Origin of the sequence: Lysobacter sp. Hz25 (genome assembly GCF_046097045.1) — a bacterium.
GTDB classification, from domain to species: Bacteria; Pseudomonadota; Gammaproteobacteria; order Xanthomonadales; family Xanthomonadaceae; genus Lysobacter; species Lysobacter antibioticus_B.
Map to the genome: position 1 here is coordinate 1,827,035 of NZ_CP175666.1, position 12,531 is coordinate 1,839,565.

The 12,531-nt window shown below is 66.5% G+C and carries 7 protein-coding genes; 5 read left to right on the plus strand and 2 right to left on the minus strand.

Annotation, left to right across the window (positions count from 1 at the left end):
• Nucleotides 1-91: 91 nt before the first annotated feature.
• Together ACKN61_RS07565 and ACKN61_RS07570 are read right to left on the minus strand one after the other, a co-directional pair.
• Nucleotides 92-1,033, minus strand: coding sequence for an ROK family protein (locus ACKN61_RS07565; protein ID WP_408952965.1), 942 nt, complete (start codon nucleotides 1,031-1,033; stop codon nucleotides 92-94).
• A 7-nt stretch (nucleotides 1,034-1,040) separates the two neighbouring features.
• Nucleotides 1,041-2,195, minus strand: coding sequence for an SIS domain-containing protein (locus ACKN61_RS07570; protein WP_408952966.1), 1,155 nt, complete (start codon nucleotides 2,193-2,195; stop codon nucleotides 1,041-1,043).
• Nucleotides 2,196-2,513: 318 nt separating this feature from the next.
• On the opposite strand from ACKN61_RS07570, the gene ACKN61_RS07575 reads away from it, so the two are divergent.
• From ACKN61_RS07575 to rfbB, 5 genes are all read left to right on the plus strand, one after another.
• On the plus strand, nucleotides 2,514-5,867 hold the full coding sequence (locus ACKN61_RS07575) for a TIM-barrel domain-containing protein (RefSeq protein WP_408952967.1): 3,354 nt from the start codon (nucleotides 2,514-2,516) through the stop codon (nucleotides 5,865-5,867).
• A 269-nt stretch (nucleotides 5,868-6,136) separates the two neighbouring features.
• Nucleotides 6,137-9,088 carry a TonB-dependent receptor domain-containing protein gene (locus ACKN61_RS07580; RefSeq protein WP_408953775.1) on the plus strand — a complete coding sequence of 984 codons (2,952 nt, stop codon included), beginning with the start codon at nucleotides 6,137-6,139 and terminating at the stop codon, nucleotides 9,086-9,088.
• A gap of 215 nt (nucleotides 9,089-9,303) precedes the next feature.
• Complete coding sequence (locus ACKN61_RS07585; RefSeq protein WP_408952968.1) at nucleotides 9,304-9,903, plus strand: TetR/AcrR family transcriptional regulator; 600 nt, start codon at nucleotides 9,304-9,306, stop codon at nucleotides 9,901-9,903.
• 58 nt (nucleotides 9,904-9,961) lie between these two features.
• Nucleotides 9,962-10,801 (plus strand): N-acyl homoserine lactonase family protein, encoded by an 840-nt coding sequence (locus tag ACKN61_RS07590; protein WP_408952969.1) that lies wholly within the window; start codon nucleotides 9,962-9,964, stop codon nucleotides 10,799-10,801.
• A 668-nt stretch (nucleotides 10,802-11,469) separates the two neighbouring features.
• The gene (gene rfbB / locus ACKN61_RS07595; RefSeq protein WP_408952970.1) at nucleotides 11,470-12,522 is read left to right on the plus strand and encodes a dTDP-glucose 4,6-dehydratase; all 1,053 of its coding nucleotides are present in this window, start codon (nucleotides 11,470-11,472) and stop codon (nucleotides 12,520-12,522) included.
• Nucleotides 12,523-12,531 lie beyond the last annotated feature (9 nt).

Consider the following 12,531-nt stretch of genomic DNA (forward strand, 5'->3'; position numbering starts at 1 on the left):
GACGAGGCGGAACTTAGACAAGCGAGAACTTAGAAAAACCGGCACTCAGACAAACCGTCGCTCAAACAAACCAGCACTCAGGCAAGCGAACTCAGGACAGCGCCGACGGCCAGGCGAGCAGGGCGGCGCCGCGGGCGCCGCCGGCATCGCCGAAGCGCGGCGGCACGATCGGCGGCACCTGCACTCCGCTGAACAAATGCGCGGCGACCGCGGACGGCAGCACGTCGTACAGCGGTGCATGCTGCGACAGGCCGCCGCCGAGCACGATCACGTGCGGGTCCAGCGCCAACACCAAGGCCGCCAGGCTGTGACCGAGCAGGTCCAGATGGATGGCCAGCACTTCGCGCGCACGTGCATCGCCGGCTTCGGCCCGGGCGATCACCGCGCCGGCATCGACGGCCTCGCCACCGAAGTGGTGATGCAGTGCGACCAGACCGCTGCCGGAGACATAGCGTTCGATACAGCCGCGCAGGCCGCAGGCGCAGTCGAGCACGGGCAGGCCGTGGCGCTGCAGCAGATGCGCCGGCACGCTCCAGTGGCCCCATTCGCCGGCGAGGCCGTTGAAACCGACCACCAGCCGGCCGTGCAGGCAATAACCGCCGCCGGCACCGGTGCCGAGAATCGCGCCGAACATGCTCGGGTAACCCTCGGCGGCGCCGCCGTGGGCTTCGGATAAAGCGAAGCATTGCAGATCGTTGCCGAAGTGCAGCGGCCGGCGCAGCCGCGCTTGCAGGTCGGCGGCGACGCTTTCGCCGGTCAGCGCCGGTACGTTGGCGCTGAGTTGGCGGCCGCTGCGCCGGTCGCGCACGCCGGGCAGGGCGATGCCGATCGGAGTGTCGACGAGTCCGAGCTCGGCGTCGGCCGCGGCGATCAGCGCTTCGAGTGCGGTCAGGAAACCGGCGTAATCGCCTTGCGGCGTGGCGATGCGCCGGCGATGGCGCACCTTGAGCGCGGCATCGCAGGCGACCAGTTCGATCTTGGTGCCGCCGATGTCGATGCCGTAGCAAATCGCGGGGACCGAAGTTTCGGCCATGGGCGCTTCAGCCATGGTGGATGGTGACGCCCTTGACCACCCGGTTGACGGTGCCGTCCGGGAAGGGATTGTCCGGAGTCAGGCCGAGCGAGGCCGAACGCTGCAGCGCGTACATTTGCGCGAACGTCAGCCACACCGGCGCCAGCCAGGTGTCGTCGAACGGCGGCACGCGCAAGCTGTGGTCGTCGTCGGCGCCGATGTCGGCATGCGGGCCGATCGCCAGCACTTGTCCGGCGATGCCGTCGCGGCGCAGTTCGTCCAGCAGGTCCTGCTCGTAACGGCGCGCCAAGGCGTGGGCGCTGCGCACCACCACGACCAGGGTGTCGCCGTCGAGCGTGGATTTGGGGCCGTGGCGGAAGCCCAGCGGCGTGTTGGCCAGGGCCAGCACGCGGCCGGCGGTGAGTTCGAGCAGCTTCAGCGCGGCTTCGCGCGCCAGCGCTTCGAGCGGGCCGCTGGCCAGATAGATGACGCGGTTGAACGAGCGTTGCGCCAGCGCCGCGGCGGGCGCGTCCCATTGCGTCAGGCCCTCGTGCGCCAACGCGGCCAGTTGCGGCAGGCGCTCGATGCGCTGCGGCCAGGGCGCGGTGTCGAACACGCTCAGCGCCGTCAACAACATGCAGCTCAGGCTGCTGGTCATGGCGAAGGCGCGGTCGCAACTGTCGGCCGGCATCAGCAGGGTGCAGGTGTCCTCGCGGCCGGCGCCGCGACGGGCCAGTTCGCCCTCGGGGTTGCAGGTGATGTCGAGAAAGCGCGCGTGCTCGACTTCGGCGCGCACCAGTTCGACCGCGGCCACGCTCTCCGGGCTGGAGCCGCTGCGGGCGAAGGACACCAGCAGGGTCGGGCGGTCGCGCTGCAGGTACAACGCCGGATGAGTGAGCAGGCTGGTGGTGTGCACGGCGCGCGTTTCGGCCGGCCACTGCGCGTTGATGCGGTCGGCGACCAGGTCGGCGATGAAGCCCGAGCTGCCGGCACCGGTGAACAGCACGCGCTGGCGCGGATCGTTCAAGCAGTCGCCAAGAAAGGCTTGCACGCGTTCGCAGGCCTGCGCCAGGTCTTCGGCCAGGCGATTCCACAGGGCCGGTTGCTGGGCGATCTCGGCGGCGGTGTCGGCTCCGCCCAGGCGCTGCCAGGCGGAGGAGTCGGAGAGCGGGGTGACGTCCATGGATGATTCCTGTTGAGCGAGGGCACGATCTGTGTTTTCTTTCGGAAAGTCAATTATCGAAAGTAAAACAAAAGAAATAGACCAAGTTTGTGTAGTGACCGGTGCCGCCGAATCAAAACGAAAGATCTAGTTGCATTAGCTTTCGTTGCAGTATTAACGGGGGTTTTCGGCCTGTTTGGAAAGTATTGCATCGCACAAACTTTCGTTTCATCAAATAAATTCTTCCTTTTTTCTTTCAATTCATTGACAGCTTTCGAAAGCCTGCCCTAGAGTCGGCCGCATCACAGATATGCCCGTCGAACGGGCCCCGGGGGCAAGGTGGAATTCCGTGTGCGTCGTCCGCGACTGTCGATGGCGATCCTGGCTGCGCTGTTGGCGTCGGCGCTGCCGGCCGCGGCCGAGCCGGTCGGCAATCTGCGCGCGGTCCGTGCGGGTACCGGCGCGACGCCGAGCTGGGAGCTGAGCACCGACACCGGCAGCCTGTTGCGCATCGAGGTGCTGGCCGACGACATCGTGCGCGTGCAGGCGGGGCGCCGCGGCAAGTTGGCGCCGGCCGGCGATAAGGCCGCGCCGATCGTGCTGCCGCAGCCGGCCGCCAAGATCGACGCCACCCTGGAAGAGGACGCTGCCGAAGTGCGGGTGCGTACCGGCGCGCTGGTGCTGCACGTACAACGGCAACCGCTGAAGCTGCGGCTGGAGCGGATCGACGGCGAGCGCCGAACGCCGCTGTGGCAGGAATTGCAGCCGCTCGACCTGGACGCGGCGCAAAGCGTGCAAGTGCTGTCTTCGCAGGCCGACGAAGCTTTCTACGGCGGCGGTCAGCAGAACGGCCGCTACCAGTTCAAGGGCCGCGAGTTGGAAGTGTCTTACTCCGGCGGTTGGGAGGAGGGCGATCGCCCCAGTCCGGCGCCGATGCTGCTGAGCTCGCGTGGCTGGGGCATGTTGCGCAATACCTGGAGCGACGGCAGCTACGACCTGCGGCAACCCGATCAATCGACCTTGTTGCACCGCGAAGACCGTTTCGACGCGTACTACTTCGTCGGCGAGTTGCCGCGCTTGCTCGAGCGCTACACCCGTTTGACCGGCCGTCCCGGCCTGCTGGCGCGCTGGGCGCTGTCGTACGGCGATGCCGATTGCTACAACGATGGCGACAACGGCAAGAAGCCCGGCACCGTGCCGGAAGGCTGGCACGACGGCGCCACCGGCACCACGCCGGACGTGGTCGAAAGCGTGGCGCGCCAATACCGCGAACACGACATGCCCGGTGGCTGGATCCTGCCGAACGACGGTTACGGCTGCGGCTACAAGCAATTGCCCGAAACGGTGAAGGGCCTGGCCAAGTACGGTTTCCGCACCGGCCTGTGGACCGAGAACGGCGTCGACAAGATCGCCTGGGAAGTCGGCACCGCCGGCAGCCGGGTGCAGAAGCTCGACGTGGCCTGGACCGGCAAGGGCTACCAATTCGCCATGGACGCCAATCAGTCGGCGTTCAACGGCATCCTGCACAACTCCGATTCGCGCCCGTTCCTGTGGACGGTGATGGGCTGGGCCGGCATCCAGCGTTATGCCGTGGCCTGGACCGGCGACCAGAGCGCGAGTTGGGATTACATCCGCTGGCACGTGCCGACCCTGATCGGCTCGGGCCTGTCGGGCATGGCCTATGCCACCGGCGACGTCGACGCGATCTTCGGCGGCAGCGCCGAGACCTACACCCGCGACCTGCAGTGGAAGGCCTTCACGCCGGTGTTGATGGGCATGTCGGGCTGGTCGTCGAATGCGCGCAAGCACCCGTGGTGGTTCGACGAGCCGTACCGCAGCATCAATCGCGATTACCTGAAATTGAAGATGCGCCTGACGCCGTACATGTACGGCCTGGCGCAGCAGGCCGCGCAGACCGGCGCGCCGCCGGTGCGCGGGCTGATGTGGGATTACCCGCAGGACCCGCACGCGCAGGACGAGGCCTACAAGTATCAGTTCCTGCTCGGTCGCGACCTGTTGGTGGCGCCGGTCTACCGCAGCCAGGCCGCGAGTCGCGGTTGGCGGCGCGGCATCCATCTGCCGGCCGGGCGCTGGTTCGACTACTGGGACGGGCGCAGCGTGCAGGCCGACGCCGCCGGCCGCGATCTCGATCGCCAGGTCGACCTCGCGACCTTGCCGTTGTTCGTGCGCGCCGGTGCGATCCTGCCGATGTACCCGGCGATGCTGTTCGATGGCGAAAAGCCGCTCGACGAGGTCACCTTCGACCTGTATCCGCAGGGCGATTCGCAGTACGCGCTGTACGAGGACGACGGCAACACCCGTCGCCATGAGCAGGGCGAGTCGAGCACGCAACAGATAAAGGTGACGGCGCCGGCGCAGGGCAGCGGCCCGGTGACGGTGCGCATCGGCGCAGTGCAGGGGCGGTACCAAGGGCAGTTGCCGCAGCGCCGCTACGCCTTGCGCGTGCTCAGCCGCCAGGCGCCGCGCGCGGTCTCGCTGGACGGCCGTGCGCTGCCGCAGCTGGCCGATGCTGCCGCGTTGCAAGCGGCGGCGGAGGGTTGGTATTTCGATCCGGCCGAGCGCAAGGGCAGCGTGCACGTGCGCAGCGCCGCCAGCGATATCCGCAAGCCGCTGGAATTCGCGCTGGACTTCGCCACCGCCGCGGCGCTCGCCGACGACGCCTTCCCGGCTGCGCCGGCGCAGGGCCGCGCGTTGCCGGCCGACGGCCTGCTGGTGGTCAACCGCCCGGCGGAAGAGCCCGGCCACGCGCTCGAGAATGCTTTCGACGACGATGCGAAAACGTGGTTCCGCAGCGTGCGCAACCAGGCCGTGCGCACCGGCGCGCACGAGTGGACCATCGGTTTCGGCGAGCGCAAGTTGATCGACGGCATCGAGCTGGCGCCGCGCAACGACAAGAACTGGAAGCACGGCCAGGTACGCGACTACGAGGTGTACCTGGGCGACAGCAACGGCGAGTGGGGCGAGCCGATCGCGCGCGGCCGTCTGCAGCTCAAGCAGGAGCTGCAGCGCATCGACTTCCCGGCCCGCGCCGGCCGGCTGCTGCGCTTCCGCGTGCTCAGCGTGCAGAACCCCGAAGGCGACGGCGCCTCGGCCACCGATCCGATGGTCACCGCCGCCCAGGGCGGCGCGGCGCGCGCGATCGATGCGCTGCAACCGCGCGACGTCGGCCCGATCGCGCTGTCGAGTTTCCACATCCTCGAACACCAGGAACCGGAGCGGCCGGCACAGCAACGCTATCTCTCCGAGCTGCCGTTGCCGGCCGCGCTGGCCGATCAGGTACGCGCCGATCACGCCTTCCGCGGCGACGCTGCGCTGCGCATGAACGGTTTGTTGTTCCGCCGCGGTCTCGGCGTCGGCCCGAGCAGCCGCATCGACTTGCGCCTGCAAGGGCAGTGGCGATTGCTGCGCGCCGACCTCGGCATCGACGACGCCTGCCGCGCCGCCGGCGGCCTGCAGTTCCAGGTCTGGGGCGACGGCCGCCTGCTCTACGACAGCGGCCTGGTGAAGGCGCCCGGCGTGGTCAAGCCGGAGCTGGATATCCGTGGCCTGTCGTCCTTGAGCCTGCGCACGCTGGGCGCGCAAGGCAGCCAACCCACCCAGGTCTGTGCGAACTGGGCCAACGCCGTGCTGATCGGCCAGGAGGGCGATAGCGCCAGCATCCTTCCGCCATGAACCAAGCGACCACGCGACACGTACACCGAACACCCGACGCATAAGTCCCAACACGTAACGCCGAACACGTAACGCCGAACACCGAACGCGTACACCGCTCCTCCCCCCGCTCCAACCGACTGCGGCCGTCAGGCCGCGGCCCGGGATCGCTGTTGCCTTTCGTCCGCCATCCGCGCCGCAGATCCGCCAGGAGAGTTCCGATGTTGCCCGCAAGCCGCCGCCAGCGCCGTCAATGCGCCAATCGCCCATCCCGCATCACCGCCACCCCGCTGTCGTTGGCCCTCGCCGCCGCGCTGCTGGGCCACGCTTCTTTCGCTGCCGCACAGGATGGCCAGAGCAGTACGAACGGCACCGACAGCGCCGAAAAGACCACAGAGCTGTCGCGCATCGAAGTGACCGGCTCCAACATCCGCCGTCTGGACGTGGAGACCGCCTCGCCGGTGCAGGTCATCAGCAAGCAGGACATCGAGAACATGGGCGCGCGCACCTTGCTGCAGGTGCTAGACAACCTGCCGGCAGCGCGTCCGGCGCAGCAGGATTCGCGCTCCTTGTTCACCGGTTCGGATGGCGCTTCGCAGGCCAACCTGCGCGGCCTCGGCGCGCAGGGCACCCTGGTGCTGTTGAACGGCCGCCGCTTGTCGTACTACGGCGCGCCGGCCGGCTTCCAGACCCAGTTCGTCAACATCGACGCCATTCCCGCCGCGGCGATCGAGCGCATGGAAGTGCTGACCGACGGCGCCTCGGCCGTGTACGGCACCGACGCGGTGGCCGGCGTGATCAACGTGATCACCAAGCGCAACTACCAGGGCGCGGAGGTCAGCGTGACCACCGACAAATCCTCGCGCATCGATTCCTACGGCGAGCACCAGGCCAGCATCACTGCCGGCTTCGGCGACCTCGATAAAGATCGTTACAACGTCTACGCCTCGGTCAATCTGTACCGCCGCGATGCGATTCCGTTGAGCGACTTCTACGACAAGCGCCCGGATCAGTACTACGTCAACAACCCCAACTATCTGAAGAACCTGCGCCTGGGCACCGGCAGCAAGCCGGGTGTGTTCAATCCCGGCAGTTACTTCGCCATCAACCCCAGGACCGGCGCGCGCGTGCAGGAACCCGCACCGGGCTGCAACAACGTGCTGACCGGCGAAGCCGCCGGCCCGCGTTGCATCTGGCAGACCTGGATGAACAACGAGATCGACGCGGGCGCCGAAACCGAGCGCATGACCGGCTACGTCAACGCTCACTTCCTGGTCGGCGAAAGCACCGAAGCCTTCGCCGAGCTGACCTATACCGACATCGACCTGCGCGCCAACGGCGGCACGCCGCGTTCGTTCGGCACCACCACCGGTAACCCGACCAGCTGGTTCTCGCGCAACACCGGCAATACGGTCAACCAGTTCCGCTATCCCTTCCTGGGGCCGAACAACGAATACAACCACGCCAGCCCCCAGCTCAAGGCGATCAACGGCGGGGTGGTGGGCCTGCAGTATCTGTTGCAGGATGTCGGCGACAACTACTTCGGCCAGCGCAACACCGACAAGAGCTACCGCGGGCTGTTCGGCCTGCGTGGCGCGATCGGCGACTGGAACTGGGAAACCGCGTTCGCCACCGCCGGTACGCACTCGGTTACCTACCAGACCATCAACGTCAACCTGGACGGCTTCCGTAAAGCCTTCGGCCCGTTCACCGTCGATCCGGGCACCGGCCGCGTAATCATCTCCGATCATCCGGCATACAAGTTCGGCGAGATCAGCGAAGCCAACGCGGCCTTGCTGCGCGAGGCCTATCCGACCTTCGACATCCAGTCCTGGACTCGCCTGCATACCCTGGACGGCAAGATCGAAGGTCCGCTGTTCAACCTGCCGGCCGGCGAAATGCGCGCAGCGTTCGGCTTCAACATCAGCCGCGAAACCTTCTATACCCCGGGCAACGCAGACGCGGCCAACGGCCTGATCACCCAGCAGGGCGGTTCGTGGTTCGACGGCAAGCGCAACACCTACGCCTTGTTCGCCGAGACCGTGGCGCCGTTGACCGAGAAGTTGGAACTCGACGCCGCATTGCGCGTGGACAAGTACCCGAACTTCAGCGCCAACCTGGCACCGAAGATCGGCCTGAAATATCAGGTGCTGCCGCAATTGCTGTTGCGCGGTACTTACTCGGAAGGCTTTCGTGCTCCCAGCCTGGCCGAGGCCGGCACCGGCGGCGTGTTCGCCCAGCTCGGCGGCTTCCGCGACGAGCTGCGCTGCGCCGAGACCAACGCCATCGCCAACCTGCTGCGCCAGTCGCGCCGCGGCGGCGATGTGGACTTGGGCAACTCGCTGCTCAATGCCGACTGCAGCCGCACCGTGGCGCGCATGACCCAGCCCAACCAGGACCTGGAGCCGGAGAAGGCCAAGATCGCCACCTTGGGCTTCGTGTTCGAACCGCTCGACTGGTTGTCGGTGTCGGCCGATTACTGGTTCATCTATCGCCGCAACGAGATCGCCGCACCGGACTTCAGCAAGGAACAGGACATCGTGTCGATGGCCCGTTCGCCGATCACCGATTCCGACCGCGCCGCGCAGGCGGCGTTGGCGGCGATGTGCGCCGACCCGGCCAGCGGCGTGAGCTGTCCGGGCACCTTGCCGGGCTATAGCGCCGGCAATGTGGCCAGCGTCGTCGGCCAGTACAAGAACCGCGGCCGCACCCTGGTCGACGGCTTCGACATCGATGCCCGCAGCCGCTTCTCGCTGGGCGAGTGGGGCAGCCTGAACGTCGGCGTGGCCGCCACCATCGCGCGCCGCAAGGAGGCCTACCTCGACGACGAAAACGGCTGGTACTACGGCAACACCGTGGGCTATCACAGCAATCCGCGTTTGCGCGCCACCATCAACGCCGATTGGAACTACCGCCAGTTCACCACCAGCTTCTTCGTCAACTACGTCGGCCACACCAAGTGGGCCTGGGACCGCGTCGATGCCGAGGACAACAACCCGGAAACCTGCACCGCCGGGTTCCTGCCGGTGCCGGAAGCGCAATGCGACGGCGTGCCGTCCTGGTGGACGGCCAACCTGAGCCTGGCCTGGCGTCCGACCGAGAAGCTCAACGTCGGTTTCACCGTCAAGAACCTGTTCGACCGCCAGCCGTTCTACGACCCGAACAGTTTCCTCGGCGACTCCAGCGACTACGCCACCATCCTCGGCCGCAGCTACAGCGTCACCGTGGGCTACAAGTTCTGACCAATCGGATCGCGCCGGCAGTGCCGGCGCTATCTCGCCGCCCGCGGCGATGCGAAGGCAGGGGCTTCGGCCCCTGCCTTTTTGTTTCTCTGGGATTTCGGTTGCGAGCCATGCGCCCGATCGCTTTTCGGCGACGACGTCGCTGCGCCGTCGCCTGCAACGGCCGATCCGCTGGTCTCGCTTGACATAGACAGACCTGTCTGTATGCTTCGCCCATGGCCTCCGATGCACCCACACCTGCTCCTCCGCGCGAACGCATCCTGGCGGTCGCCTCGCAGCTGTTCTATGCGCAGGGCATCCGTGCGGTCGGCATCGATACGATCATCGACCGGTCGGGCGTCGCCAAGGCCAGTTTCTACAAGCACTTCCCATCCAAGAACGATCTGGTCGCCGAAGTCCTGACCCAGCTCGGCATCGCCTGGCGGCAATGGTTGGCCGATGCGGTCGACCGTTTGTCCGACGACCCCGGTATGCGCCCACTGGCAGTGTTCGACGCCCTGAGCGAGCGCTTGAACAGCAGCGGGTTTCGCGGTTGCATCTTCATCAACTCGATCGTCGAGCTGGCCGATCGCGACCACGCCGGCCATGCGGTCGCCAACGACCACAAGCAACAGGTCACCGCCTACCTCGAACGCCTGCTCGTAGACGCGCAGATACGCCCGGCCGGCGATCTGGCGAGCCAACTGATGATGCTTATCGACGGCGCGATCGTCACCGCGCTGCGTACCGGCTCCGCGGCGGCGTCCTCGTCCGCGAAAGAAATCGCGCGGATGCTGATCGAACGGCGTCCGGCCAAACGACGCCGAGACGCCTGACGCGTAAGCGCCGGTTTCACCGCATTACCCCACCTGTCGCCTCATTCGGATCAAGGTCATGACCTCGTTGTTGAAGCGCTTTGTGTTGCCGATCGTATTGTCCGGTGTGTTCTCGCAGGCCTCGGCGGCCGAGCCGGCCATCAAGCTTTACGCCATGGATTGCGGCCGCGCGCAGTTCGCCGACCTCGCGCCGTTCGCCGATACCGGAGAGTACGACGGCCACCCCGGTACCCTGATGACGCCGTGTTTTCTGATTCGCCACCCGCAAGGCGACCTGCTTTGGGAAGGGGGCCTGGGCGATCGTTACGCCGAACCCCAGGGCGGGACTCAGCTTCCGCTTTACCGCGCCATCGTCGATACCCCGGTTGCGGCTCAGCTCGCGCAGTTGGGGTTGAGTTTCGACGACCTCGACTACTTCGCTTTCTCGCACGGCCATGGCGACCATCTCGGCAACGCGAATGCGCTGAAGCGGGCGACCTGGATCGTGAACCGCAAAGAGCTGGAGTGGATCCAGTCCATTCCGGCGCCGCCGCGCACCAATTCCAAATTGATCGAAACCCAGGCGCAGGCCGCGACGGTGCTTATCGATGGCGATCACGACGTGTTCGGCGACGGCAGCGTGCGCATCCTCAACGCGCCCGGCCATACGCCCGGGCACCAGGTGCTGCTGCTTCGGCTGCCGCGTTCGGGCCAGGTCCTGCTGACCGGCGATCTGTATCACTCGCACGAGAATCGCGCCGAGAAACGCATGCCGGTGTTCAACGTGAGCCGGAGCGAGACCTTGGCCTCGATGGACCGCATCGAGCGCATCGTGAAAAACCAGCGGGCCCGCGTGGTGATCCAGCATTCGATGGACGATTTCAAGGCGCTGCCGGGGTTCCCGGCCTATCTGGACTAGGCCAGACGCGTCTCGAACGCCCAAGGCGGGAAGCGCGCTTCCTGCTTTTCTTACCGGACCTGCAGTGCGGCAAGACGGAGCGCTTGCCCTCGGATCCGACGCGGTCCCTGCCGGTGGCCGGTCGGACGATCGATGATCTGCCAACGATCTGGCGATTGCCGAACCCCTGCGCGATCAGGCCGATGTCGGGCGGACAGGCTCGAAACTGAATGCATGGCTTGTTTCGCATTGGGGCTCGTCGAAAAAATTGGGTGGCGTCGGGCAGGGGGGCTGCGATTCCTGGGCCGGCAGCCGTCCGGTTGGAGGCGGTGCGGCGAGCCAACCGGAGGCAGGCGGCCTGATTGGGCAAAGCGGTCGCCATTGGCGGCTGAAGATCTGCCGGAACAGGGCATGGCTGAGGGAGGCCCGGCTGAAGAGGCTGCTTCGGTGGGGTGCGCAAGCGGTCGGACATCACGCTCGGACCGTGCCGACGGCCGCGATAGGAACCTGTCACCTTACTTAAGCACGGTTGCGTCGAACGCTGGTCAACCCGTATAGCCTTTACAATCGCGTACTTGTCGATCTGGCTTCACTATTTCGCCCGTGCCGGCCCGCCGTTGCGGCGCGGCAAGGCGCAAACGGCATATGGCCGGTTCGATCCCGTCGATCTGTAGTAAGGAGTGTCCTGAGTGCCTACTTGGCTTGTGACCGGCGGCGCCGGATTCATTGGCGGCAACTTCGTTCTCGATGCGGTCCGCAAAGGGATCAAAGTCGTCAATCTGGACGCTCTCACCTATGCGGGCAATCTCGACACGCTGAGCAGCCTGGACGGCGACCCGAACCACGTGTTCGTCCAGGGCGATATCGGCGATGCGGCTTTGCTCAAGCGCCTGCTGACCGAGCATCGTCCGCAGGCGGTGGTCAATTTCGCCGCCGAAAGCCATGTCGACCGCTCGATCGAAGGTCCGGCAGCGTTCGTGCAGACCAACGTCGTCGGCACCCTGAGCCTGCTCGAGCAGGTGCGCGACTACTGGAAACAGCTCGATGCGCCGGCGCGCGACGCGTTCCGTTTCCTGCACGTGTCGACCGACGAGGTCTACGGCAGTCTCGGCGACACCGGCAAGTTCACCGAAACCACGCCGTATGCGCCGAACTCGCCGTACTCGGCCTCCAAGGCCGCTTCAGATCACCTGGTGCGAGCGTTCCACCACACCTACGGCCTGCCGGTGCTGACCACGAATTGCTCGAACAACTACGGGCCGTTCCAGTTCCCCGAGAAGCTTATCCCCTTGGTCATCGCCAAGGCGCTGGCCGGCGAGCCGCTGCCGGTTTACGGCGACGGCCTCAACGTCCGCGACTGGTTGTTCGTCGGCGATCACTGCGCGGCGATTGCGCGCGTGCTGGAAGCAGGGCGCATCGGTGAAACCTACAACGTCGGCGGCGACGCGGAACGCGCCAACATCGTCGTGGTCAAGACCATCTGTGCGCTGCTCGACGAGCGTCGCCCGCTCGCCGACGGCCGTGCCCGCGAGTCGTTGATCGCCTATGTCGCAGACCGCCCCGGCCACGATCGTCGTTATGCGATCGACGCCGACAAGCTCAAGCGAGAGCTCGGCTGGGCGCCCACGGTCACTTTTGAAGAGGGGATCGCCCGTACGGTCGACTGGTACCTCGACAATCAGGCCTGGGTGCGGCGCGTGCTCGACGGCAGCTATCGACTGGAACGCATCGGCCAGGCCTGAAGCCGCCGC